General features: G+C 67.3%; 23 protein-coding genes. 11 read left to right on the top strand and 12 right to left on the bottom strand.

Annotation, left to right across the window (positions count from 1 at the left end; translation table 11 throughout):
• Nucleotides 1–163: 163 nt before the first annotated feature.
• The 3 genes from purE to BLR57_RS06015 form a co-directional block, all read right to left on the bottom strand.
• Nucleotides 164–775, bottom strand: a complete 612-nt coding sequence (purE, locus tag BLR57_RS06025) for a 5-(carboxyamino)imidazole ribonucleotide mutase (protein ID WP_089695117.1) — start codon at nucleotides 773–775, stop codon at nucleotides 164–166.
• Entirely contained in the window at nucleotides 772–2,052 is a 1,281-nt protein-coding gene (locus BLR57_RS06020; protein WP_089695567.1) for a 5-(carboxyamino)imidazole ribonucleotide synthase, read from the bottom strand. Before BLR57_RS06020 ends, purE begins: the two co-directional genes overlap by 4 nt.
• 120 nt (nucleotides 2,053–2,172) lie before the next feature.
• Entirely contained in the window at nucleotides 2,173–3,963 is a 1,791-nt protein-coding gene (locus BLR57_RS06015; protein WP_089695114.1) for a flippase activity-associated protein Agl23, read from the bottom strand.
• 166 nt (nucleotides 3,964–4,129) lie between these two features.
• Here BLR57_RS06015 and BLR57_RS06010 point away from each other — a divergent pair, with 166 nt between their 5' ends.
• Entirely contained in the window at nucleotides 4,130–4,381 is a 252-nt protein-coding gene (locus BLR57_RS06010; RefSeq protein WP_089695110.1) for a DUF8145 family protein, read from the top strand.
• Nucleotides 4,382–4,388: 7 nt separating this feature from the next.
• Here the strand turns inward: BLR57_RS06010 and BLR57_RS06005 are convergent, their stop codons facing one another.
• On the bottom strand, nucleotides 4,389–5,420 hold the full coding sequence (locus BLR57_RS06005; RefSeq protein WP_089695107.1) for a succinylglutamate desuccinylase/aspartoacylase family protein: 1,032 nt from the start codon (nucleotides 5,418–5,420) through the stop codon (nucleotides 4,389–4,391).
• Between the two features lie 93 nt (nucleotides 5,421–5,513).
• Between BLR57_RS06005 and BLR57_RS06000 the strand changes: the two genes are divergently transcribed.
• The 3 genes from BLR57_RS06000 (at nucleotide 5,514) to BLR57_RS05990 (ending at nucleotide 7,566) form a co-directional block, all read left to right on the top strand.
• Nucleotides 5,514–6,845, top strand: coding sequence for an oxidoreductase (locus tag BLR57_RS06000; protein WP_089695105.1), 1,332 nt, complete (start codon nucleotides 5,514–5,516; stop codon nucleotides 6,843–6,845).
• 62 nt (nucleotides 6,846–6,907) lie between these two features.
• A complete protein-coding gene (locus tag BLR57_RS05995; RefSeq protein WP_089695102.1) occupies nucleotides 6,908–7,282 on the top strand; it encodes a winged helix-turn-helix domain-containing protein in 375 nt (124 codons plus the stop codon).
• Nucleotides 7,282–7,566 carry a DUF7521 family protein gene (locus BLR57_RS05990; RefSeq protein ID WP_089695100.1) on the top strand — a complete coding sequence of 95 codons (285 nt, stop codon included), beginning with the start codon at nucleotides 7,282–7,284 and terminating at the stop codon, nucleotides 7,564–7,566. The genes BLR57_RS05995 and BLR57_RS05990 overlap by 1 nt, the downstream gene beginning before the upstream one ends.
• 202 nt (nucleotides 7,567–7,768) lie before the next feature.
• Here the strand turns inward: BLR57_RS05990 and BLR57_RS05985 are convergent, their stop codons facing one another.
• Nucleotides 7,769–8,320, bottom strand: coding sequence for a DoxX family protein (locus tag BLR57_RS05985; RefSeq protein WP_089695564.1), 552 nt, complete (start codon nucleotides 8,318–8,320; stop codon nucleotides 7,769–7,771).
• Between the two features lie 162 nt (nucleotides 8,321–8,482).
• Here BLR57_RS05985 and BLR57_RS05980 point away from each other — a divergent pair, with 162 nt between their 5' ends.
• The 3 genes from BLR57_RS05980 (at nucleotide 8,483) to BLR57_RS05970 (ending at nucleotide 11,528) form a co-directional block, all read left to right on the top strand.
• A complete protein-coding gene (locus BLR57_RS05980) occupies nucleotides 8,483–9,961 on the top strand; it encodes an AMP phosphorylase (RefSeq protein ID WP_089695098.1) in 1,479 nt (492 codons plus the stop codon).
• A gap of 44 nt (nucleotides 9,962–10,005) precedes the next feature.
• Nucleotides 10,006–10,971 (top strand): ribose 1,5-bisphosphate isomerase, encoded by a 966-nt coding sequence (locus tag BLR57_RS05975; RefSeq protein ID WP_089695096.1) that lies wholly within the window; start codon nucleotides 10,006–10,008, stop codon nucleotides 10,969–10,971.
• A gap of 62 nt (nucleotides 10,972–11,033) precedes the next feature.
• On the top strand, nucleotides 11,034–11,528 hold the full coding sequence (locus BLR57_RS05970; RefSeq protein WP_089695094.1) for a redoxin domain-containing protein: 495 nt from the start codon (nucleotides 11,034–11,036) through the stop codon (nucleotides 11,526–11,528).
• Here BLR57_RS05970 and BLR57_RS05965 read toward each other — a convergent pair.
• From BLR57_RS05965 to BLR57_RS05950, 4 genes are all read right to left on the bottom strand, one after another.
• Nucleotides 11,525–12,211, bottom strand: coding sequence for a DUF8127 domain-containing protein (locus tag BLR57_RS05965; protein ID WP_089695092.1), 687 nt, complete (start codon nucleotides 12,209–12,211; stop codon nucleotides 11,525–11,527). The genes BLR57_RS05970 and BLR57_RS05965 overlap by 4 nt on opposite strands.
• Before the next feature lie 57 nt (nucleotides 12,212–12,268).
• Nucleotides 12,269–13,516 (bottom strand): type III ribulose-bisphosphate carboxylase, encoded by a 1,248-nt coding sequence (gene rbcL / locus BLR57_RS05960; protein WP_089695090.1) that lies wholly within the window; start codon nucleotides 13,514–13,516, stop codon nucleotides 12,269–12,271.
• Between the two features lie 66 nt (nucleotides 13,517–13,582).
• Nucleotides 13,583–14,506: a calcium/sodium antiporter gene (locus BLR57_RS05955; protein WP_089695088.1), complete on the bottom strand. Its 924-nt coding sequence runs from the start codon at nucleotides 14,504–14,506 to the stop codon at nucleotides 13,583–13,585.
• A 3-nt stretch (nucleotides 14,507–14,509) separates the two neighbouring features.
• Nucleotides 14,510–16,495, bottom strand: coding sequence for a DEAD/DEAH box helicase (locus BLR57_RS05950; protein WP_089695087.1), 1,986 nt, complete (start codon nucleotides 16,493–16,495; stop codon nucleotides 14,510–14,512).
• 161 nt (nucleotides 16,496–16,656) lie between these two features.
• Between BLR57_RS05950 and BLR57_RS05945 the strand changes: the two genes are divergently transcribed.
• From BLR57_RS05945 to BLR57_RS05935, 3 genes are read left to right on the top strand one after another with little or no spacing between them, the layout of a single operon-like run.
• Nucleotides 16,657–18,108, top strand: a complete 1,452-nt coding sequence (locus BLR57_RS05945; protein WP_089695085.1) for a COG1361 family protein — start codon at nucleotides 16,657–16,659, stop codon at nucleotides 18,106–18,108.
• A complete protein-coding gene (locus tag BLR57_RS05940; protein ID WP_244509908.1) occupies nucleotides 18,105–18,953 on the top strand; it encodes an ABC transporter ATP-binding protein in 849 nt (282 codons plus the stop codon). Before BLR57_RS05945 ends, BLR57_RS05940 begins: the two co-directional genes overlap by 4 nt.
• Nucleotides 18,950–20,095, top strand: coding sequence for an ABC transporter permease (locus BLR57_RS05935; protein ID WP_089695083.1), 1,146 nt, complete (start codon nucleotides 18,950–18,952; stop codon nucleotides 20,093–20,095). Before BLR57_RS05940 ends, BLR57_RS05935 begins: the two co-directional genes overlap by 4 nt.
• 9 nt (nucleotides 20,096–20,104) lie before the next feature.
• On the opposite strand, the gene BLR57_RS05930 is transcribed toward BLR57_RS05935, so the two are convergent.
• From BLR57_RS05930 to ribH, 3 genes are all read right to left on the bottom strand, one after another.
• A complete protein-coding gene (locus tag BLR57_RS05930) occupies nucleotides 20,105–20,512 on the bottom strand; it encodes a hypothetical protein (protein ID WP_089695081.1) in 408 nt (135 codons plus the stop codon).
• Between the two features lie 119 nt (nucleotides 20,513–20,631).
• Complete coding sequence (locus BLR57_RS05925; RefSeq protein ID WP_089695079.1) at nucleotides 20,632–21,780, bottom strand: pyridoxal phosphate-dependent aminotransferase; 1,149 nt, start codon at nucleotides 21,778–21,780, stop codon at nucleotides 20,632–20,634.
• Complete coding sequence (gene ribH, locus BLR57_RS05920) at nucleotides 21,777–22,181, bottom strand: 6,7-dimethyl-8-ribityllumazine synthase (protein WP_089695077.1); 405 nt, start codon at nucleotides 22,179–22,181, stop codon at nucleotides 21,777–21,779. The genes BLR57_RS05925 and ribH overlap by 4 nt, the downstream gene beginning before the upstream one ends.
• Before the next feature lie 133 nt (nucleotides 22,182–22,314).
• Here ribH and BLR57_RS05915 point away from each other — a divergent pair, with 133 nt between their 5' ends.
• A complete protein-coding gene (locus tag BLR57_RS05915) occupies nucleotides 22,315–23,094 on the top strand; it encodes an inositol monophosphatase family protein (protein WP_089695075.1) in 780 nt (259 codons plus the stop codon).
• Nucleotide 23,095: the final 1 nt, after the last annotated feature.

The following is a 23,095-nucleotide window of genomic DNA, read 5'->3' as shown; positions in this document are numbered from 1 at the left end:
TCCCTATAAGCGTTGATTCTTCCCCGTTTGGGCGATTACGGCGGCTTCGGCCGCTATCTCGACGGTCTTCACACGTCGCTGCGAGAAACAGTCAGTCCAGTCGAGAGATGAGGGGGCTGAAGGGGACCGACGGGGGTGGGATAGACACTACTTCAGAGCCGTCTTACCGACGTTCACGGAACGTCTCGTGGCCGAGGTCGTGGAGGTCGCGCGAGACCTCGGCGACGCCACCGACGAGATCCTCGTGGTACTCGACGAGTGCCGCCCGCACCTCGTCGTGCTGTCGGGCCAACACCTGCGCCGCCGACAACGCCGCGTTGAACGACTTGCCCGCGTCGACGGCGACGATGGGCGCGCCGGTCGGCATCCCGATGACCGAGTCGACGGACTTCTCCTGCACCGGCACGCCGATCACGGGAAGGGGATAGGCGATGGAGGCGGTCATGTTCGGCAGGTCCGCCGACTTGCCGCCCGCACCGGCGATGACGACGTCGAGTCCGCGGGCCTCGGCGGTCTCTCCGTAGGCGTACATCAGCTCGGGCGTCCGGTGCGCCGAGACGACGTAGCTCTCGTACGTGAACCGTTCCTCTGGCGGGTCGTCGAAGTCGGTCTGTTCGGCGAAGCCCAACTCCTCGAGGGCGTCGTAAGCCCCCGACATCACGTCGAGGTCCGAGTCGGACCCCATGATGATTCCCACGTCGGGCGTCGTCTCGGGGTCTCTGTCTGCCGCTGCCTCTGCTTCCAGTCGGTCGATGAGGTCTTGAACGCTTGTCATGGGTCGAACGTCAGTGAGTCGATGTGGTCGCGGGCCGCTGCAAGGAGGTCGTCGACGGCGACGTCGGGGACGTCGTTTCCGCCCGTGTCGCCGCCGCCGTCGGCGACGTCGTGGCCGTCGGTGCTGGCGAGGCTCTCCGCGTCGCCGACGGCGGTGATGTGGCCCATCTTTCGCAGGGGCCGCACCTCGTGTTTGCCATACCAGTGGAGGCTCACGCCGTCGGCAGCGAGGACGCCGTCGACACCGTGGAGTTCGGCGGGCTGGTTCTCCTCAATATCGCCGAGGATGTTCGCGCTCACCGTCGGCGCGCGGAGGGCGGTTGACCCGAGCGGCCAGCCGAGGACGGCGCGGGCGTGCTGTTCGAACTGGGAGGTCATCGCGCCCTCGATGGTCCAGTGGCCGGAGTTATGAGGACGAGGAGCGATCTCGTTGACGAGAATCTCGCCGCCGCTGTCTCGCGGGCCCTGCCCGCTCGACGGGTCCGAGTCGCGTGGCGACCCGCTCGTTTCGAAGAGTTCGATACCGTACACCCCGCGCCCCTCCAACTGGTCGAGCACGTCGTAGGCAACCTCCTTCGCGCGTTCGGTCACGGCGTCGCTGGTGCGGGCCGGGACGACTGTCTCGCGGAGAATCTCCGCCTCGTGGACGTTCTCGCCGAGGGGGAAGACGCGGGTCTCGTCGTCGCCGACGACGCCGATGACCGACACCTCGCGGACGAAGTCGACGAACGCCTCGGCCATCGCGGGGGCGTGGCCGATGTCGGCGAGCGCGTCTTCGGCCTCGTCGACCGAGGTGACGGGCACGTTGCCGCGGCCGTCGTAGCCGCCGGTGCGGGCTTTGAGCATCACGGCACCGAACTCCTCGACGGCGTCGCGGAGGTCGTCGGCGTCGTCGACCTGCCGGAACTCGGGGATGGGGATGCCCGCCTCGCCGAGCGTGTCCTTCTGGACGAGTTTGTCCTGAATCATCCGCAGGGTGTCGGGCGAGGGGTGGACGGGGATGTCGTACTCCTCGCTGACTTCCTCCAACACGTCGGGGTCCGCAAGTTCGATCTCGAAGGTGAGGGCGTCGACGCGGGCAGCGAGGTCGTGGACGGCGTCGGCCTCGTCGAAGCTCCCGAGGACTTGGTCGCGGGCGACGAGGCTGGCCGGGCAGTCGGGTGTCGGGTCGAGGACGACGACTTCGACGCCGAGCGGAGCGGCCGCCTCGGCCAACATCCGTCCGAGCTGTCCGCCGCCGACCACGCCGAGCGTCGGGCCGGGTACGGTGGCTGTCACGGTCGGCCGTTTCGGACGAACCTGCATAAGAGTTACCACCCACTGTGCCGAGCTATGCGAGAACGTGCGTATCTTGGCCGTCGGAAGACGTCTCCGGACGAGAGAACGAATGTGCCGGTGTCAGACCACGGCGCGTGCGTCGAGGCGGCGCGAGTCGAACTGCTGGCCGGCAGGCTCCCGGACGCTCGCCTGCTCAGCGGGGAGCTGTGACTCGTCGACGAAGACGACGATCTCCTCGTTCCAGAGCTTGAAGTCGTGTTGGTAGACCGTGTAGCCGGGGAGTGCCGATTCGAGTTCCGAGCGGTTCCAGTCGTAGGCGACGACCACCGGCGGTGCGTCCTGTGCCATCTCAGTCGCCGTAACTTCCGGGGGCGTACTGGTCACGTTCGCGCCGTAGCGTTCGGTGTACCACGGCAGCGGCAGTCGGCTGTGCCAGTTCGGCCCGGCCAGCGGGTTCGACTCGTCTTCGACGTAGAACAACACGCTGCCGGTCCGGGGATGTTTGGTCCCGTAGAACAGCACGTCCTCGCCCTCGTTGGCCTGTGAGACGCGCCGGACCTTCTCCAGCGTGTCCTTCAGGTCGTTCTCGGGCTGTGCCCACTGGAGGACCTCCGTGTTCTCCCGGTCGGCACTGTCGACGTAGGCGACGTTGGCTCCGGCGACGCCGACGACCGCCGAGAGGACGACCAATGCGGCGATTCCCGTGCCGACGGCGTCCTCGAGTGCGACCGACTGGCGGGCCGTCCGGTAGACGTAGCCCGCACCGACGGCGGCCGGGATGGCCAGCGGGACGATGATGTGAATGGCCGCCCACGGTGCCTGGATGTCCGTCGCCACGGGGTAGCCGATGAGACTCGCGATTCCCCAGTAGGTCGCGAAGGCGACGAGGTCGCGCGACCGCCCGGAAGTGTAGCCGTCGACGACGACGCCGACGAGCGCGAAGACCGAGAGGACGCCCGCGCCGTAGACCATCGTCTCGAGGATGTCGAAGAGATAGGGCAGATAGTCGTGTGTCTGGTGGGTACCGGAGGCCCACTGGCCGTAGAACTCCTGCCACGCGCCGACGGTCGCTCGGTCGACGACGTCGAGGAACAGTGCGGGGTCGCCGAACGCCTGCCAGAGGTCGGGCCGCGGGGCGTAGAAGAAGACGATGACGAGGAGGAAGGCGACGACGCCGCCGACGGTGTGCGTCCCGGCCCAGAACAGCCCGGTCTTGACGTCGCCGGCCCACGAACTCAGCCCCGTCTTCGCGGAGACGGAGTAGTCGCGGAGTGTCTGTTTGACCGACGTCCCGGCCTGCGCGCGCCGGAGCAGTCGGTGGTCGAAGAGGACGAACGCCGCACCCGCATAACAGACGATGTAGAGCAGTCCGTTCTCTTTTGACGTCAAGCCGAGTGCGAGCGCGGCTCCGGCGGGCCACAGATACCGGAGGTCGCCGCGGTCGTAGCCGTAGACGAAGAAGCCCAGCGCGGCCAGCGAGAACGCCGCGACGATCATGTCGTTCCGCATGAACCGCGAGTAGTAGACGAAAAGCGGGTTACACGCGAGAAACAGCGAGAGCGCGACGGTCTCGGAGTTCCGGAGGCGACTGCGGAAGAGCAGCGCGGTCAGCGGGAGGAGACCGCCGACGAGCGCGACGACGAGCCGCGCGCTGAAGTCGGTCGGTGGGAGGTAGGTGAAGACGTAGTCGTTGACGATTGGGAGGAAGGGACCGTGGATGATCGGCCGGTAGTAGAACTCGCCCGTCTCGTGGTAGCGGAGGATCCAGTAGCCGACTCGTCCCTCGTCCCAGTGCATGATGCGGGTGCCGAGGCCGACGAGTCGGGCGACGAGGGCGAGGAGGGTGACGCCGACGACCGCGAGGGCCGTGCGGTCGGCGAAGCGCGAGCCGACCCTGTCGTCCGTGCTCATGTGACTCTGTGCTCTACCGGACGTTACAACTCTTGTGTTCCGGCGTCGCCGACGGCTGTTCGCCGGGCAGCCACACACCGGTTTTCGAATGTTCGGGGCGAGTCGTCGACGGTCGCGGACTTCCGCCGACAGCAACGTTTTGTCTCCGGCGGCCAAGTGACGGCTGATGGAAGTCCCTGCGGACGCAGCCGAGGTCTGTCCGGTGTGTGACGTCGCCTACGATTCGGTCTCCGAACACGACGCCGGGGTCATGGTAAACCTCCTCGACAACAGGATGTACCGCCGGGTCTGCTTCGAGCCGGTCGCGGGAGCCGAGGCACCGCGACTCCGCTTCTACCACCACACCCACGAGGAGGTCGGGGCCGACGACGTCGCCGTCGAGACCGCGAGCGAGGGTGGTCCGGAAGTCCGTCGCTGACTGGCGTTCAGGCCCAGGGCCGCTCGGAGAACTCGCCGTTCTCGATCTCGCGTTCGATCTCCGCCAGCGTCGCGTCGTCGACGCCGACCAGGTGACACAGCGGATGGCCGGGCGCGGCGACCGGGTTCTGGAGCACGCCGACGACGAGACCGGTGAAGGGCGCCTCGATCCGTTTCTCCTCTGTTTTGAAGTGGTCCGAGATTGTGCAGATGGTGTCGCCCTTGTAGACGAGTGGGACCTGGCCGTACTGCATCTCGACGAGGCCGCCGCGGTCCGCGCGGAGCCAGGTCTTCTCGGCTTCGGCGTCGATGACCCGCGTCCAGCCCGGCCAGATGACCGGTTCGTTGGGGAGGACACCGAACTCCGCCAGCACGCTCTCGACACCCTCCAGTGCTCGCTCGATGAGCGCGGGCTGGAAGCGGTGGGCGCGGCCCATCTCGATGGTGATGGTCGGCGTCCCGTTGGTGGTGGCGACGGTCCGCAGCGACCCGGCGTCGGCCTCCCCCGACAGGATGACGTTCGCGCCGAACGCCCGGGCGACGCGGGCAACCTCCGGGTTCGCCATGTCGGCGCGCACGTGGTACATCGTCGTCCGGTTGCGGGTCGACGTATGGAAGTCGAGCGCGACGTCGCACTGCTTGACGAAGCGGTTGTAGATGACGTTCGCCATCCGCTCGGCCGTGTTCGCCTGCTCCTTGCCGGGGAACGAGCGGTTGAGGTCGAGGTCGTAGATGGGGATGTACCGCTGCTGGGCGAGGTAGCCGGGGACGTTGCAGACGTGGATACAGACGAGTGTGCCGTGAATCTCAGCGGGGTCGTACGCGTCGGCGACCTCCTGGAGCACCTTCACGCCGTTGAGTTCGTCGCCGTGGAGGGCCGCGGTCATGCAGACGGTCGGCCCGGCGTGTTCGCCGTTGACGACGGTGACCGGAATCTCGACGGGGTCGCCCATGTACGTCTCGCTTATCTCGTAGCGGATGTGACGTACCTCGCCGGGCTTGACCTCGGCGTCGTAGCGGAAGGGTTCAGCCTGTGACATTGCCAGCCGTTCGGCGAGTCACGGCTTGAAACTTGGTGTGAATCGAGCTACCGCGGGGCGTGGGCTTTTGCTCTCTGCGGCCGACGACCGACCATGCCGCGGCTGGAAGACCCGCTCGTCGTTGGTGGCGTCCACGTCCCGAACCGCCTCTACCGCGCCCCGTTGCTCGAATGTGCTGGCAACGGTCCCGACGCAGTGGACACGCTCGTCGCCGACCTCGAACCCGCCGCGAAGGCGGGCGCGGGGCTCGTCTGTCAGGGCGCGACCATCGTCCGCGCGGAGGGGGGCTGTGCCGCACCGAACATGACCGCCCTCGCCGACGCAGACTTCGCCGCCGACCTCCGGAGACTCACCGACGCGATTCACCGCCATGGGAGCACAATCGCCATCCAACTCGAACACGGCGGCCTGCGAAGCATGGAGACGTGGCACGCCGCCTACCGGCGCGAGCATCCCGACCTCCAGCAGCTCGCCGTCTCCCGGCCGCCGCGACTGCTCCGCCTGCTCGACCGGGCCGGGTTCCTCGCGTACGACGCTCACGTCATGAGCACGGAGGAGGTCTACGAACTCGCCGCCGACTTCGGCCGGTCGGCCGCGCTCGCCGTCGACGCAGGCTACGACATCGTCCATCTCGCGGGCGCGAATATGGGCATCGTCCACCAGTTCCTCTCGCCCTTCTACAACCGCCGCGACGACGAGTTCGGCGACGGCGTCCGCTTCCTCGAAGTCGTCCACGACGAGATCCGGGAACGCGCTGGCGACGTCCCCTTGATGACGAAGGTGCCCGCCGAGACGTCGGCACCGCCGTTCGTCCGGCAGCGGCTGGGCCGAGCGGAGGCGGTGACAATCTGCGAGCGACTGGCCGACGTCGGCTACGACGCGCTCGTTCCGGTCACCGGCTCCGTATTCTGGGACATGAGCATCGTCAAGGGTGAGTTTCCGGCGCGGGCGTGGAGCGACGAGCGGTTCCGCGACGGCTACGCCGAGAGCTTCGGCGGGACGGGCCGTGCCGCGCTCGTCGCACTCGGCAACTGGGTCGAGTCGCTGTGGTACGATTTCGAGCCTGCGTGGAACGCCGGGCTGTGTCGCGAGGTCCGCGAGCGGGTCGACGTGCCGGTGCTCGCCGAGGGAGGCATCCGCGAGCGCGGCGAGATGGACGAGCTGTTGGGACGTGACTGCGACATGGTCGGGATGGCCCGGCCCTTCTACGCCGAACCCGAGTTGCCAGCGCGGCTCTTGGACGAGGAGGGGTCGGTGGCGGCCGACACTCGTGCGGTCTGTGAGAACTGTAACAACTGCACCGTACCGCAGGCGGCGGGTGAGTCAGGTGTCTGTCGGACGCCGTCGGTGTTGGCTCGGGCTGGCGAGTTGCGGAACGCACACGCCTACGACCGGGCGAACGCCGAGGAGAGCGGCCGAAAGTGACAAACGGGGACGCCTCCGGCTGACCGCAACAGTTAGCAGGCCTGCGTTTCAACGTGCCGACAATGTTGCGTGAGCAGTCCCCCAAGGACGAAGCGGACCTCCAGTCCGTGCTCGACGCACTCGACGACCCGCCCTCACGGGCGATGATTCGAGCACTCTCCGAACCGATGACTGCAAGTGAACTCTCCGACGCCTGTGACGTGCCGCTCTCGACGACGTACCGGAAACTGGACAGTCTGACCGACGCCGGACTGCTGGTCGAGTCGACCGAACTGCGGACCGACGGCCACCACACCACCCGCTACGGGGTCGCGTTCGACTCGGTCACCATCGCGCTCGCCGAGGACCGGAGCTTCGACGTCACGCTCGAACTGAAGGCCGGGGCACCGGAGGACCGCCTCGCCTCGATGTGGGCCGAAGTCAGGAGGCAGACCTGATGGTCGCCAGTACGACCATCGCGACGGCCATCGTCGTCGCCAAGACGGGCATCCTCGTCCTCGGCGGGCTCATCACGTTCTTCAGTTACAAGGCCTACCGCCGGACCGGCGCGCAGGCACTGAAGCTGCTCGCCATCGGCTTCGGTATCGTCACCCTCGGCTCGCTGCTCGGTGGCGTGCTCGACCAGGTGTTCAACATCGAGCTCACGACGAGCATCCTGATGGACTCGCTTCTCACCCTGTTCGGGTTCGTCGTCATCTTCTACTCGCTGTACGCCGAGTGACAGTGTCCTCGGCAGCGACGATTTGACCTCGGGGGAGACGGTGCGAGGCGAAAACAGTGACTCAGCGGTCGGAAGCATCGGAGTGACTTCGGAATCAAAAACGTCGGCACTTGGCCGGAGAAAACGTCACAGCGGCTGCGTCGAACAGATCGGCGCGGCGTCGAACGGATCGGCGCGGACCCGTGTCGACCCCTCGGGTGGTTTACCCGAGGACGTAGTCGAGCATCGGGTATTTCTCGATGAGCGGTTCACCGTCGATCTCGTACTGCTCGATGTAGCTGTCGAGACCGAGGATGCGGCCTGCACCGAAGGCGGCGACGGCGAGGAACACCAGCATGTAGGTGAAGTCGCCGTTGATGACGCCGTGGGCGACGTCCCAGTTCCCGAGGTAGAACATGAGCATCATCACGGCACCCCAGAACGCCGCAAAGCGGGTCAGGACGCCGAAGACGAGTGCCAGTCCGATGGCGAGTTCACCCCACGGAACGGCGACGTTGACGAAGGCCAGGAGTAGGTCGTTCGTCGCGAACAGTTGCAGGAAGCCGACGGCCGGGCCGCCGTTCTCGGGGACGGCGAACATGAGGTAGCCGCGTGCGTTGAACGCTTCCGGGCCGAGGACCTTCTCGACGCCAGCGTACGTGAACGCGAACCCCATCATGAGCCGGAGTGCGAGGACGAACCACGCACTGAGGCTGTGGGCTTTCCCGGTGACAGTCAGACCGCCGATCTTGCTTTGGAATGTGTTAGTGCTCATCTTGTTCACCTTGTACAGATGAGACGACGCCCGGTGACAGCATATAAAGAGAGCGTGGTTCTCGTTGGGCGAGAAACGGACGACACTAGCCTGGTGCATGGGCTTTTCGCGAATTCGACGGTTCGCGGGGAAGTATTTATACATCGACAGACTATGTCTCGCATGAAGCTGGCCGCCCAGTATATCGACATCGGCTCGCGCGCGCCGACCGTCCTCCTCAACACCGTCGACGCCGCCGAACTCGGCGTCCACCCGCTCGACCGGATTCAGATCGAATACGACAGCCGCACGGCCATCGGCATCGTCGAGTTCACCGACGAGCTGGTCGAGCCGGGGACGCTCGGCGTCACGCGACGGCTCGGCTACGTCACCGGCGACGTCGACGTGATTCCCGCGCCACAGCCCAACGCCGTCCACTACATCAAGAAGAAACTCGACGACATCGAGTTGGACAAACACGAGTTACACAGAATCGTCCTCGACATCAAACAGGACCGCCTCTCGGACGTCGAACTCGGCGCGTACGTGACGGGGACGTACACCAACGGGCTCTCCTTGGAGGAGACGATGTATCTCGCGGAGTGCATGGCCGAGGTCGGCGACGCCATCCAGTGGGACGACGCCGTCGTCGCCGACAAACACTCCATCGGCGGCGTCGCGGGCAACCGCGTCACGCCGATCATCGTCCCCATCGTCGCCGCCGCGGGTATCAAGATTCCCAAGACCTCCTCGCGGGCGGTCACCTCCCCCGCGGGGACGGCCGACACGATGGAAGTGCTCTGCGACGTGGAGTTCTCGCTCGACGAGATCAAGGAGATCGTCACGGAGACGAACGGCTGTCTCGTCTGGGGCGGCTCGGTCAACCTCTCGCCCGTCGACGACAAGATCATCCGCGCGGAGACGCCGCTCTCTATCGACCCCCCGGGACAGATCATCGCCTCGGTCCTCTCGAAGAAGAAGAGCGCGGGGTCGACGCACATCGTCATCGACGTCCCCTACGGCGAGGGGGCGAAAGTCGAGAGCCTCGCGGCGGCCCGCGAACTCGCGGAGGACTTCAAACGCGTCGGCGACCATCTCGGGATGCACATCGAGTGTACCATCACGCGCGGCTCCCAGCCCATCGGCCGCGGTATCGGTCCGGTTCTCGAAGCGCGGGACGTGCTGGACACGCTCGCCGGAAACGGTCCCGAGGAACTGCGACTGAAGAGCCTCCGGCTGGCCGACATCCTCCTCGAGAGCTGTGGCTGTGGCGGCGAGGCGGCCGAGATTCTCGACTCGGGACGGGCACTCGCGACGTTCCGTGACATCCTAGCTGCGCAGGGCGGCGACCCCGACGTGACCGTCGACGACCTCGTCCCCGGCCGTCACGAACTCCCCGTCGCCGCCGACCGCGCGGGCGTCGTCACCCACGTCGACAACCGCCTCGTGAGCGACATTGCCCGGCGGGCGGGCGCGCCGCGAGACAAGGCGGCCGGGATGGTCCTCCACTGTCGCGTCGGCGACGAGATCGTCCCCGGCGACCCCCTCTTCACCGTCCACGCCGAGAGCGCGGAGAAGCTGACGGATGCCGAGCGGTTGGTCGACAAGAGCGAGGCGGTCCGGGTGCGGAGCCGGGACGAGGCACTGGTCGAGCGGGTGTGAACATCGGGCTCCGGTTTTTATGCCTCGGCGTCGTAGAATGTGTCATGGACCCGCACATTCGGGTTCGTCCCGAGGTCCGGCGCGTCGCCGACGACATCGGGACGATGGAGATTCGGGGCGCGGCGAAGATCGCCGACGCCGCGGCCTCAGCCCTCCGAACGCAGGCGGTCGAGAGCGAGGCCGAGACGCCCGAGACGTTCCGCGCCGAACTCCGCGCTGCCGCACGCGCCCTCCACGACACCCGGCCGACGGCGGTCAGCCTCCCGAACGCCCTCCGATACGTCCTCCACGGGATGGAGGGCGCGACGGTCGAGGACCTTCGTTCGAACACTGTCGCTGCCGCCGACCGGTTCTGTGACCGGCTCGAACGGTCGCAGACGGACCTCGGCGCGGTCGGTGCCAACCGCCTGAAGGACGGCGACCGCATCATGACCCACTGCCACTCGACGGCCGTGCTCGCGTGCGTCGAAGCAGCCGTCGAGCAGGGCAAGGAGCTGACGGCCATCGTCAAGGAGACCCGCCCGCGGAACCAGGGCCACATCACCGCCGAACGGCTGCACGAACTCGGCGTCCCCGTGACGCTCATCGTCGACAGCGCGGCCCGGCGGTATCTTAACGACGTCGACCACGTGATGGTTGGAGCCGACTCCATCGCCGCCGACGGCAGCGTCATCAACAAGATCGGGACGAGCGGGCTGGCCGTCAACGCGAGAGATAGAGGAACGCCCGTCGTCGTCGCCGCCCAGACGTTCAAACTGCATCCGGGGACGCTGACCGGCCAGAGCGTCGACATCGAGATGCGCGACGAGTCGGAGATCATCTCGCCCGAGGAGAAAGCGGCCATCGGTGACCCCACGGTCGTCAACCCCGCCTTCGACGTGACGCCGCCGCGCTACATCGACGCCATCGTCACCGAACGCGGCCAGTTCCCGCCGGAGAGCATCGTCATGCTCATGCGCGAACTGTTCGGCGAGCAGACGACCGAGCCGTGGCTGGAATCGGGCCAGTAGTCGACGCAGACGGCGAGTCCCGTCGGGGGAACCGTGAAATACCGACCGCCCCAGTGAGAGATATGGTCGACATCGGAGACACCGCACCAGACTTCACCGTCCCGAAAGCGGGCGGTGACGCGTACAACGACCTCGAACCGTTTACCCTCAGCGACGCCGTCGCCGACGGGCCGACCGTCCTCTCGTTCTATCCCGCGGCGTTCACCAGCGGCTGTACGGACCAGATGTGCGCGCTCCGGGACACGATGCATCTGTTCGACGACCTCGACGCGCAGGTCTACGGTCTTAGCGTCGACCTCCCGTTCGCACAGAACATCTGGATTCAGCAGGAGAACCTCAACTTCCCGATGCTCTCGGACTGGGACCACGAGGTCATCCACGAGTACGACGCCGTCCTCGAGGATATGTACGGGATGGTCGAGGTCGCCGAACGAGCGACGTTCGTCGTCGACACCGACGGCGTCGTCACGTACGCGTGGGTCCGCGAGGGTGACGAGAACCCCGACTTCGACGAACTCACGGAAGAGGTTCGAGCGGCGGTCGAAGACGCGCGTTAGCGGCGACCGGTGACCACGGTCCACAGTCCGAGACCGACGAGGACGCCGACGGCCGAGATGGCCGTCTCGATGGCCGTTCCGGTTCCCCGTCGCCGCTCGAAGGAGTCCTCGCCGTAGAACCGCCCCTCCTCGGCGTAGACGACGTAGTAGTTCCCGTCGTCGACGAGCAGCTGGTACGCGTCGGGGATGGCCGTCCGGCGGGTGACCGGGCCGTCGCGGACGACTTCTTGCGCGCCGTCTGAAGCAAAGGCCAGTGGCTCCGAGACGACACCGAGTGCGGTCTCGCGCGTCGTCTCGTTCAGGTGCATTCGAGCCCCGTCGTCGGTCCCCGTGTACTCGACCGAGTAGAACGCTCCGTCGACGTAGACGTAGTCGTAGGTCGCGTAGGGGCGGTCCTCGTCCGTCGGAATCGACCCGCCGTGGTCGAGAACGTGCTGTTCGAGCGCGCAGCCCCGGTCCTCCGTGAGGAAACAGGCCATCTCGTCGTCGAGGCTGCGGCCGTAGAGATCCAGTGGGAGGTCCGGCGTGCCGTCGTCTCTGAACTCCACCGCTGCGGCGTGGTACTCGTAGCGGTTCGGGTCGTCGAAGTGGAGCACCCCGTCGAGGTAGAACGGGTTGAACACGAGGAGGAGGGCGAGGCCGACGACGGCGTACCGCTGCTGTTTCGCGGAGACCGAGACCATACGCTCACAAACGGGTATCCCCTCAAAAATCGTCGGATTGTGGGTATACGCGACAGTCTACCGTGGCGTCTCCGTCCCCCACTTCTCCAGTGCCGTCGCGAGTTCGGCGTGGTCCGCGGCGTACTCGTCCATCGGCACGCCCGCGACCGTCGCGTCGACGGCCTGTCGGAACGCGGCCGCACCCGCACGGGTCCCCTCGGGGTGGCCGTGGATGCCGCCGCCGACCTGGATGCACATATTGGTGCCCGTCGCGTCCATCAACGCCGGGACGAGGCCAGGGTGGAGGCCGCCCGAGGCGGTCGGCAGCACGTCGGTCATGCCGTAGAGGTCCGAGCGCAGCCACTCGTTGATACCCACGGTGTCCTCGTTCGCGAGTTTGCCGAGTCCCGCCGTCCCGGTGTGGAGCTGGTCGACGCCACAGAGCCGCGACACCTGTGCGAGGACGCGCATCGAGACGCCGTGGTCGGGCAGGCGGTCGAAGGCCGCGTGCATCGCGCGGTGGGCGTGGATGGCGAGGCCGAGTTCCTCACACCGCTCTCTGAGCGTTTGGACGGCCGCCCAGCCGCAGGTGACGACGTCGACCATGACGTACTCGTTGCCCTGCGAGGCGACCTCGTCGGCGCGTTCGAGCATCTCGTTCGTCTCGGCGGTGACGTTGACGAGGTAGCTCTTGACCTCGCCCGTCTCGTCTTGGGCCTTGTCGCGCATGGCGAGGCTCTCGGTCAGCCGGTCCGAGAAGGGGTTGAACGGCTGGTCGGTGAGGTTCTCGTCGTCCTTCAGCAGGTCGACGCCGCCGACCCACGCCTCGTAGCCGACCTCGGCGTGTTTGGCCGTCGAGAGACCGACCTTCGGCTTCGGGACGGTCGCGAGGATGGGCCGGTCCTCGACGCCGAAGATCTCGCTCCGGACGCCCGAGCCGAACTGGGGACCGCGGTAGCCCGAGACGATGGCTTCGGGCCACTCACAGTCCTCCAGCCGGATGGTGTCGACTGCTTTCATCCCCATGATGTTCCCTGCGATACAGGAGAGCACCTGCGGCATATTGCCGGCCTCGAACAGGCCCGCGGGGTAGGCGACTTTGATGGTATCGCCGTCGATTGCGAATGTGGTCGCGCCCATGTCGGTGAAGGTGTCGTCGATGTGGAGGGCTGCCCACGTGCCGTTGGAACTCTCGGAGGCGACGCGGCTCGCCGCAGCCTCCATGCTCATCCCGTCGGCGGGGGCGATGCGGAACGTACAGACGAGGTCGGTCTCGGTCGGCGTGTAGGACAGGTCCAAGAAGTCCTCGTACGTGATTCCGGACATAGCGTGGGATACGTTACCGAGGCAGATAAATCGGCGGGCAGAACTGTCGTCCGATGTCGACTGTCCTCAGAGGACGACACTCGGGACGTAGAGCGCGAGACAGACGAGTGCCATCCGTCTTGAAATTCCCTGTCGCCAGTAGAGAAGCCCGATGACGACGAGCGAGACCGCGAGCATGTAGGTCGTCGTTCCCGAGAGGGCCGCGAGGTCGGTGACGACGACGTCGGCGACGAGCGCGCCCACGCCGAGCGAGAAGACGGGGTCCGTGATGTTCGAGCCGAGAAGTGAGCCGACCGAGATACCGCCTTCGCCGCGGTGGGCCGCGATACCGGCGACGACGATCTCGGGTGCGGTCGTCCCGAGTCCCGTCAGCAGACCGATGGTATACTCCGAGACGCCGGCGACGCGAGCCAGCGCGACGCCGTTCGTCACGAGCAGCTGACCGCCCACGACGACGAGTGCCAAGCCAGCGACGACCCACGGTAGCGACCGTCCCGGCCGTTCGAGTTCCTCGTCGACGACCTCTTCGGTGATCTCCTCGCCGCCCTCGTTGGTGTAGAGGATGTAGACGAAGTTGACGTACGCGAGCATCATCAGGAAGCCCTCCGAACGCTGGATGCGGCCGTCGTCGAGCGTGAGCAGCATGACGACCATCGCGAGCGTCATCGCCCCGCCGTAGACGAGGACGTTCCGCCGTTCGGCGACGATGGGCGAGATGAGCGCGACGATGCCGACGGCCAGCGTAATCTGGGCCGTCTCGGAGCCGACGATGTTGCCGACGACGATGTCGCCCGCGCCGTAGAAGGCGGCGTAGACGGAGGTCGTCATCTCCGGCACCGAGGTACCCACGGAGATGACGGTGACGCCGACGAAGAACGCCGAGACGCCGTAGAACCGCGCGATGTCGGCGGCGGCCGCGACGGCACGCTCCGCGCCGACGACGAGCGCGACGAGACCGACGAGCAACAGACCGAGTTCGGCGTAGACCACGGGTTAGAGTCGGCTTCGTATCCGCGCCAACTCGGGGACGTCGAGGTCCAAGAGCGTCGCCAGTGCCTCGGCCGCACCGAGGAGCCACTCGGCGCGTTCGACTCTCGATTCGAGGTCGCCGGGACCGATACGGTAGGTCTCGACGATGGTCTCCATCGACTCGCCCTCGGTCCACTCGTAGAGGATACGGGCCGTCTTGACCGTCTCCAGCCACCGCTCGAACGTCTCGGCCTCGTGCATCCCGACGGTGAACTCGGCGTTGTGGTCCCGAGCGTACTGGTACATCGCCGCCCGCTCGCGGTTGCCGAGATAGGTGTCCTGCATATCGGGCGTATCGGCGAGGAACTGCAGGACCGTCAGCCCCGTCACGTTCGCCGGGTCCATGTCGACGGCCGTCCGAAGTCCGTCGACGATGCGCGCGCCGCTCTCGGGGGCGACGTACTGCTTCGACACCTGCGCGCCGAGTACCGTGGCCGCGAGTTCGGGGTCGCCGTCTCCGCCACCAGTCCCACTCTCCGACCCGCCGTGGTCGGTCAACATCCCCATCTCCGCCAGTTCGGCGATGACCGCCTCGACGATGTCGGCCAGCTCCGCGACGGGCGTCCCGTGGGCGTAGAACGTCGCTTCGAGGGTATCGAGCACCGTCTCCCGAGAGTCGGCGAAGCCCGTCGCGACGATAGAGAGGACGTGCGTCCGCAGGGCCGTGCGGTCCCGCAACTTCGATTCGACGGCTTCGGGGTCGGCGTCGACGTACCGCTCTTCAAGTTCGTCTTTCGACCGCTCGTCGCCGACGAGCACCGCCTCGCCGTAAGGGTCGAGATGTGGCCGTCCGGCCCGGCCGCACATCTGCTGGACTTCGAGGACGGGCAGCGGCTCCATCGCCGACCCGGTGTAGCGTTCCTGGTCGCGGACGACCACCCGACGGGCGGGGACGTTGACGCCCGCCGCGAGCGTCGGCGTCGCGCAGATGACCTTCAGGTCGCGGTTGCGGAACGCGGTCTCGACGACCGCGCGGTGGGTGCTCCGCAGCCCCGCGTGGTGGAACGCGACGCCGGACTCAACGCAGTCGGCGAGGCGGCGACCGGTTCCAGTGTCGTCGACGGCGCGGAGGTCGGCGGCGACGGTGTCGGCGTCGCCGAGTTCCTCGCGGGCGAGTCGCTCCGCGAGGTTCTCGGCCTCGCGTCGCGAGCGGACGAACGCGAGACACTGCCCGCCCGCGTTGTGGACCGCATCGGCGACGAGCGCGACCGTGGCCTCCGTCTCGTCGTCCTCGCTGGCGGGGACGTCGCCGCCTGTGCCATCGCCTGCGCCCGCGACAGCCCCCACGTCGACCCTCAGTTCGGTTCCGTCGTTGAACTCGACCAGTCCGTCGGCGTAGACGCCCGTCCGGAGGTCGACGGGTCGCCACGTCGTCTTCACGAGGTCGGCGTCGAGCCAGTCGGCGATGTCCTCGGGGTTGTCGACGGTCGCCGAGAGCGCGACGATCTGGACGCCCGGCGCGCGCCGCTGGAGGTTCGCGAGCGTCACTTCGAGTGTCGGGCCGCGACCCTCCGCACCGAGCAGGTGGACCTCGTCGACGACGACGCAGGCGAGGTCTGCGACCCAGTCCGCGCCGTTTCTGATGGCCGAGTCGACCTTCTCAGACGTGGCGACGACGATGTCGTGTTCGGCGAGTTCCTCGGCCGGCGAGTCGTAGTCGCCCGTCGAGATGCCGACGCTCACGCCGGGGAGCGCGGAGAACGTCTCGTACTTCTCGCGGGCGAGCGCGCGCAGCGGACAGATGTAGAGTCCCGGCCCGTCGGCGGTCAGCATGGCGAGCTCGGCGATGAGCGTCTTGCCGCTGGCCGTGGGGATGGCGGCGACGAGTCGGCCGCCGTCGGTGATGCCGGACTCGACGGCCTCCGCCTGCGGCGGATACAGGCGTTCGATGCCCTGTGACTCGTAGTGGTCGAGGACCGGGTCGGGGAGCGGGAGGTCCCGGACGTGCATTACTCCTCTGTGGTGGCCCGACCGCATAAAAACTCTCGCTGGTTCGATGCGGTCGCGGTTCGAGAAAATCTGCGATGTGGGGTGCGGCTCGGGACCAGTGTCGGCCGTTGGCAGCCGACGCGGCAGTTATTTCCAGCCGACGAGCATATCTGTGGTATCAGATGACCCGTCTCCTCACCCTCCTCGTCGTTCTCTGTCTCGTCGTCCCCGCGACAGTCGTCGACGTCGCCGCCCAGTCCGACGAGAGCCAAACGGCCGTCGCGTCCATCACCGACGTGACGGTCTCGCCGACCCAGCCCATCGTCGGCGAGCGGTTCACCGTCACGACGACCATCCGCAACGCCGCCGCCAGCCAGTCCAGCCTGACCATCAACGAGGTGACGCTCGAACGCATCTCCGGAAACGACGTCGCCGACGTGCGGAACCTCGGCAGCCTCGCACCGGGGGGCGAACTCCGCATCCCGCTGACCAGCGAGTTCGCAGAGGTCGGCGTCAAGCGACTCCGTGTCGTCGTCGACGCCGAGAGCAACGGCGAGGATATCGAACTCCGATACCCGCTGACCGTCACCGTCCGCGAGGGCGGCCCGCAAGTGAGTATCAGCGTCGACGACGCGGTCGTCGGCACCGAGACGACCGCGACGGTCGTCGTCGCCAACGGCGAGGATGCGACCGCGCGGAACGTCCGACTCAGCCTCGCGGGCGAGAACGTCGCCGTCGACGACGGCGACCGCGTCGCGCCGCAGATTCCAAGCGGTGAGACGCGGGAGTTCGCCTTCACCGTCCGTCCGGCCACGACCGAGGGGGCGGTGACGGCGACGTTGCGCTACACCACCGCCGCTGGCGACACCGTGACCGTCGACGAACGGCTGTCGCTCGCGGCCGACCCGCTCCGTGAGGACGTGGGACTCGCTGCGAACGTCGTCGAGGGCGGCGTCGAACCGCCCGTCCTCGTCGACGTGACGAACTTCGGTAACGCGCCGCTCTCGCGGGTGGTGCTCAGTGCCGTCGCCGACGGGACCGTGGTGACACGCCGTGCGGTCGATCCGATTCCGGCCGAGTCGAGTCGGAGCGTCCGGTTCAACGTCTCGAACGTCCCCGAGGGCGACCTGACGGTCCGCGTCGACTACGAGACGGGTGCCAGCGAGGGCCGCGTGGAGACGACGGTCCCCTACCGGACCAACCCCGGCCGCATCGAGTTGACCGGCGTCGACTACGAGCGCGAGGGCGACAGGCTCTACATCACCGGCAGTGCGAGCAACGTCGGGCTGAGCGACGTCGACAGCGTCATCGTGAGCGTCGTCCCCGGCGCGGGCGTCCAGCCTGCGCGGCCGTACCGCGAGTACTTCGTCGGGACCGTCCCCGCGAGCGACTTCGTCTCCTTCGACCTCTACGCGGCGGTCGACGCGAACGCGACGGCCATCCCCATCCGAATCGAGTATCTCTCCGACGGTATCGAACAGACGAGCGTGTACGAGGTCCCGATAGACGACCGCCAGCCGACGAGCGGCCCGTCACCGGCCACGAACGGCCCGTCGCCGCTCGTCTTCTTCGGCGGCGGACTGGTCGTCCTCGCCGTGCTCGCGACCGGCGGGTTCCTCTATCTCCGACGATGACACGAGAACCCATCATCGAACTCCGCGACGTCGTCAAGCGGTACGACACCGGCGGGGAGGTCGTCGAGGCACTGAAGGGCATCGACTTCGCGGCCGAACCCGGCGAGTTCGTCGCCGTCATGGGACCCAGCGGCAGCGGCAAGTCGACCATGCTCAACGTGCTCGGCCTGCTCGACGGGCCGACCGAGGGGCAGGTCTTCCTCGACGGCCGGGACGTGACGGACCTCTCCGAGAAGGAGGAGACCGAAGAGCGGAAGCGGTCTATCGGCTTCGTCTTCCAGAACTTCTACCTGATTCCGACGCTGACGGCCACGGAAAACGTCGAGATGCCGACGCTGTTCGGCGACGACCCCGACGCCCGCGAGCGGGCCGAGGAACTGCTGACGCGCGTCGGGCTGGGCGACCGCCTCGAACACCGGCCGAACGAGCTCTCCGGCGGGCAGAAACAGCGCGTCGCCATCGCCCGCGCGCTCATCAACTCGCCGCGCATCCTGCTCGCCGACGAACCGACGGGCAACCTCGACCAGAAGACGGGGAGGAGCGTCCTCGAACTGTTCTTGGAGCTGACCGAGGAGCGCGACGTCGCCATCATCGCCGTCACGCACGACCCGCAGGTCTCGAAGTACGCCGACCGGACGATCACGCTCGTCGACGGCCGGATGCAGGCGTGGGACGTCCACGGGTCGGGCGAGACGGACGAGTCGGACGAGGCGGTGGATTCGGACGACGCAGAGAGTCCGGACGACGCAAGCGGTGAGAGAGACGGCGAGGCGACGAGCGAGAGCGAAGCGACAGGAGAGAGCAAGAGCGACCCGAGCGAACTCCCGGGAGAGACCGAGCAGTGAGCGTCGTCGACGACCTCGCCCGGCGGTTCCCGGCACTGTTGATGGCGCGGCGGAACCTCTCGCGCAACCAACTCCGGTCGGGGCTGGCCGCACTGGGAATCATCATCGGTGTCTTCGCCATCGCCTCGCTCGGGATGTTCGGGACGACGCTCCGGGCGGGGGCGACGGGCGAACTCGGCGACATCGGCAACGAGGTCGTCGTCTCACCCGCGTTCAGCGAGGGCGTCGTCGAACTGACCGACCGTGACGTGACACGTATCGAACGGGCGGCGACCGGGACGACGGTTGTCCCGGTCAAACAGCGGCAGAGTCTCGTGACGCGGGGCGACGAGCGGACAGTGACGACGCTCTACGGGATGGAACAGCCCGGCGCGCTCTACACGGCGACGGACGGGCGTGCCCCCGACAGGCTGCGTCAAGGGGCCGTCGTCGGCGCGGGACTCGCCGAGCGGTTCGGTCTCCAGGCCGGCAATTCGATCAGCGTCGACGACAAGTCCTACCGCGTCGTCGCCGTCCTCGCGCAGGTCGACGGCATCACGCTCGTCAACCCGAACAACGCAGTCATCGTTGCGCCCAGCGAGTTCGAGACGGACGGCTACTCGCAGGTCGTCGTCGCCGCGCCGACCGGCGAGGCGGCGTCGGCCGCGGCCGAGAACATCCGCGACAGCCTCAACGGCCGCGAGGAACGCGTCACGGTGTTCGAACTCAGCTCGATCACCGAGGGAATCAACGTCTTCTTCGGCATTCTCAACGCCTTCCTCCTCGGCATCGGCTCCATCTCGCTGATTGTCGCCGGCGTGAGTATCCTGAACGTCATGCTGATGAGTACCGTCGAGCGACGCGAGGAGATCGGCGTGCTACGCGCCGTCGGCGTCCAGAAGCGCGACGTGATTCGGATGATCCTGCTCGAAGCCGCGCTGTTGGGACTCGTCGGCGGCCTCGTGGGGGCGGCACTCGCACTCGCGGCCGGACTCGCCTTGAACCAGTTCGTCCTGAACGACGTGTTGGTGACGTTCCAGCCCATCAACGTGCTCTATCTCGTTCTTGCCGTCGCCTTCGGGCTGACGACGAGCGTCCTCAGCGGGCTCTATCCAGCGTGGAAGGCGGCGAGCGAACGGCCGGTGGACGCGTTGCGGAAGTAAGGGAATGAGTCAGCGGACGGCTGATTTGAGACGAGACCACACGTCACGGAACGCGACGAGATATGCGACCGGCACGGAGACGGCAAGGAAGCCGACGGTGTAGAGTGCCTGTGACCCCACGTCCGGTGGGGCGACCGAGGCCGCAGGCAGCCACGCCCCCAGACTCGCGAGTGCCGCGAAGAGCGAGCGACGTTCGTCGGCGGTCGGTGGCGAGTCTCGTCCGTGTCGACGGCGCGCGGCGACGTAGTAGACGAGCGGGACGAGCGTCAGCGCGCAGACGACCGCCAGCAGTCGCGGATAGGGAATCCCGCGGGTCGTCGCGTCGCTTGAGATGTATCGGACGAGACCGACCAGCGCGACGAGTTGGAGGCCGACGCCGAGGAGGAAGCCGGCGAGGGAGAGTACGTCGGAGACCATAGCTGTCGAGACTGCCAGTCGGCCACTAAGTCTTGTGACCGGCGAGTGTGAGGAAGTAGGAGACGATTCGAGACGAGCCGCGCCGAGGGCGTCAGGTGAGACGACGCCGTGTCGACAGCTTAGAAGTAACCGTTCTCGGCGAGGCGTTCGACGGCCTCACGCAGCCGCTCTTCGCTGGCGGCGTAGGAGATGCGGACGTAGCCCGGCGCGCCGAAGGCACTGCCGGGGACGGTCGCGACGTGGGCGTCTTCGAGTGCGGCCTCGGCCCATGCCTGGTCGTCGTCGTCGACGGGGAGCATCATGTAGAACGCGCCGTCGGGGACGGCGACGTCGACGTCGTGTTCGGCCAGCAGGTCGACGAGCATATCGCGGCGTTCCTCGAAGGCGGCGCGCATCTCTTCGACCTCGTCGTCGGTGTTCTGCAGGGCTTCGATACCCGCGTGCTGGACGAAGTTGACGGCCGAGGAGACCGAGTGGGAGTGGAGCTTGCCCGCCTGCGAGATGAGAGCCTCGGGAGCGCAGATGTAGCCGAGCCGCCAGCCGGTCATCGAGTAGGCCTTCGAGAAGCCGTTGATGGTGACCGTGCGGTCGCCCATGCCGTCGAGGGAAGCGAGACTGGTCTGCTCGACGCCGAAGGTAATCTCGTCGTAGATCTCGTCGGAGATGACGGTGATGTCGTGTTCGACGGCGAGGTCGCGGACGCCTTCGAGTGCCGCGTCGGTGTAGACCGCGCCGGTCGGGTTCGACGGGGAGTTGACGACGAGGAGTTCCGTGTCGTCCGAGACCGCGTCGGCGAGGTCGTCGAGCGCGGGTTCGAGCTGGAAGTCGTGGCTCGCGAGGTCGACGCGGTTCAGGCTGCCGCCGGCGAGTTTGACCATCGCCTCGTAGGAGACCCACGCGGGGTCCAGCAGGACGACTTCGTCGCCGTCGTCGATGAGCGACTGGACGGTCTCGTAGAGTGCCTGCTTCGCGCCGGGCGTGACGATGAGGTTCTCCGGGCCGCAGTCGATGCCGTCGGCGGTGAGCTTCTCGACGATGGCGTCCTTCAGCGCGGGCACGCCGTTCGACGGCGCGTAGCCGGTGTGGCCCGCGTCCATCGCGTCCTTGGCGGCCTCGATGACGGTCTCGGGCGTCGGGAAGTCGGGCTCGCCGACGGAGAGGTCGACGACGTCCTTGCCTTCGGCCTCAAGCTTGCTCGCGAGGTCGCTGATAGCCAGCGTCGCGCTCGGTTCGACACGTCCGACACGGTCTGCGAACTCCATGCTCATGCTAACACCTCGACCATCTCGATGGCGGCACTAACCGCTTCCGCTCCTTTGTCGACGCGCTCGCGAGCCTCCGCGCCGCTCATGCCCGGCCCGGAGACGCCGAAGGCGACGGGTTTGTCCCGGTCTAAGCTGATGTCGGTGAGGGCTTGGGCCGTCGCGTCGGCGATGACCTCGTCGTGTTTCGTGTCGCCGGTGACGATGGCACCGAGGACGGCGACGGCGTCAATATCGTCGCGCCGCGCCAGCCGGTCCGCTGCCAGAGGGGCGTCGTAGACGCCGGGAATCTCGTACGTTTCGACGATCTCCGCGCCCGCGTCGGCGGCGGCCTCGCGGCCTGCCTCCGCCATCGGGCCGGTGACGCTCTCGTTGAACTGCGCCACCACGAGTCCGAGTGTGACCATACTCGGCGGGTTCGGCGGAGCAGTAAAAGAGGTATTCGTTGGCGGCGAGGGTTTCACACTCGACCCCCGGAGACCGGCGGAACGCGACGACGCTGACCGAACGGCTCTTAGGAACCCACCGACTGGTGACGGTATGAACGAATCCGAGCGCGTGAGTCAGCGAGCGCTCGCAGACGTCGCGACCCGTGCGGCCCGTGCCGGGGGCGACTATCTCGCCGACGAGTTCCGGACGGGTCACGTCGAGGCCGAGTACAGCACGGACGACGTGAAGGCCGTCGCCGACCGGGAAGCCGAGGCTCGCGTCCTCGACGCGATTCGCGCGGAGTTCCCCGGCCACGCCCTCCACGGCGAGGAGTCGGGCCGACAGGGCGACAGCGAGTACGAGTGGGTCGTCGACCCGCTCGACGGGACCAACAACTTCGCCAGCGGTCTGCCCGCCTTCGCGACGGCCGTGGCCGTCCTCCACGACGGCGACCCGGTCGTCTCGGCCATCTACGAACCGCTGCCCGACACACTCTATGTCGCCCGCGACGGCGTGGGGGCGACGGTCAATGGCGACCCACTCTCAACGGGAAGCGACGTCGCCCTCGACAACGGCACCGTCTCGTTCGTCGTCGGCCTGCCAGCCGTCCGCGACGAGACGCTCTCGGCCCGCGCCGACGAGATCGAGCGCGCGCTCGGTGACCGGGTCAAGCGCGTCGTCACCACGTGGTCGCCCTGCGTCGACTGGGGACTCGTCGCTCGCGGCGCGCTGGAGGGCATCGTCTGCTTCCATCCGGACGTCTACGAACAGTACGCCGGTGAGTTACTTGCCCGAGGAGCGGGTGTCGCCTCCCGCTCAGAGAATGGAATATACGTCGGCGCGGCCGACGGGGCGACGCGGGACGCGCTGTTCGACGCCGTTCGGAACTAGG

It is taken from the genome of Halogranum gelatinilyticum, from assembly GCF_900103715.1.
GTDB classification, from domain to species: domain Archaea; phylum Halobacteriota; class Halobacteria; order Halobacteriales; family Haloferacaceae; genus Halogranum; species Halogranum gelatinilyticum.
Note: the sequence above shows the minus strand (reverse complement) of the source record. Positions and strands in the feature narration are given on the sequence as shown.

What these genes read in the sequence shown, in the direction of transcription:
- purE (WP_089695117.1), bottom strand. Translation starts at nt 775, where the DNA reads ATGACAAGCGTTCAAGACCTCATCGACCGACTGGAAGCAGAGGCAGCG.
- BLR57_RS06015 (WP_089695114.1), bottom strand. Translation starts at nt 3,963, where the DNA reads ATGAGCACGGACGACAGGGTCGGCTCGCGCTTCGCCGACCGCACGGCC.
- BLR57_RS06010 (WP_089695110.1), top strand. Translation starts at nt 4,130, where the DNA reads ATGGAAGTCCCTGCGGACGCAGCCGAGGTCTGTCCGGTGTGTGACGTC.
- BLR57_RS06005 (WP_089695107.1), bottom strand. Translation starts at nt 5,420, where the DNA reads ATGTCACAGGCTGAACCCTTCCGCTACGACGCCGAGGTCAAGCCCGGC.
- BLR57_RS06000 (WP_089695105.1), top strand. Translation starts at nt 5,514, where the DNA reads ATGCCGCGGCTGGAAGACCCGCTCGTCGTTGGTGGCGTCCACGTCCCG.
- BLR57_RS05995 (WP_089695102.1), top strand. Translation starts at nt 6,908, where the DNA reads ATGTTGCGTGAGCAGTCCCCCAAGGACGAAGCGGACCTCCAGTCCGTG.
- BLR57_RS05990 (WP_089695100.1), top strand. Translation starts at nt 7,282, where the DNA reads ATGGTCGCCAGTACGACCATCGCGACGGCCATCGTCGTCGCCAAGACG.
- BLR57_RS05985 (WP_089695564.1), bottom strand. Translation starts at nt 8,320, where the DNA reads ATGAGCACTAACACATTCCAAAGCAAGATCGGCGGTCTGACTGTCACC.
- BLR57_RS05980 (WP_089695098.1), top strand. Translation starts at nt 8,483, where the DNA reads ATGAAGCTGGCCGCCCAGTATATCGACATCGGCTCGCGCGCGCCGACC.
- BLR57_RS05975 (WP_089695096.1), top strand. Translation starts at nt 10,006, where the DNA reads ATGGACCCGCACATTCGGGTTCGTCCCGAGGTCCGGCGCGTCGCCGAC.
- BLR57_RS05970 (WP_089695094.1), top strand. Translation starts at nt 11,034, where the DNA reads ATGGTCGACATCGGAGACACCGCACCAGACTTCACCGTCCCGAAAGCG.
- BLR57_RS05965 (WP_089695092.1), bottom strand. Translation starts at nt 12,211, where the DNA reads ATGGTCTCGGTCTCCGCGAAACAGCAGCGGTACGCCGTCGTCGGCCTC.
- rbcL (WP_089695090.1), bottom strand. Translation starts at nt 13,516, where the DNA reads ATGTCCGGAATCACGTACGAGGACTTCTTGGACCTGTCCTACACGCCG.
- BLR57_RS05950 (WP_089695087.1), bottom strand. Translation starts at nt 16,495, where the DNA reads ATGCACGTCCGGGACCTCCCGCTCCCCGACCCGGTCCTCGACCACTAC.
- BLR57_RS05945 (WP_089695085.1), top strand. Translation starts at nt 16,657, where the DNA reads ATGACCCGTCTCCTCACCCTCCTCGTCGTTCTCTGTCTCGTCGTCCCC.
- BLR57_RS05940 (WP_244509908.1), top strand. Translation starts at nt 18,105, where the DNA reads ATGACACGAGAACCCATCATCGAACTCCGCGACGTCGTCAAGCGGTAC.
- BLR57_RS05930 (WP_089695081.1), bottom strand. Translation starts at nt 20,512, where the DNA reads ATGGTCTCCGACGTACTCTCCCTCGCCGGCTTCCTCCTCGGCGTCGGC.
- BLR57_RS05925 (WP_089695079.1), bottom strand. Translation starts at nt 21,780, where the DNA reads ATGAGCATGGAGTTCGCAGACCGTGTCGGACGTGTCGAACCGAGCGCG.
- ribH (WP_089695077.1), bottom strand. Translation starts at nt 22,181, where the DNA reads ATGGTCACACTCGGACTCGTGGTGGCGCAGTTCAACGAGAGCGTCACC.
- BLR57_RS05915 (WP_089695075.1), top strand. Translation starts at nt 22,315, where the DNA reads ATGAACGAATCCGAGCGCGTGAGTCAGCGAGCGCTCGCAGACGTCGCG.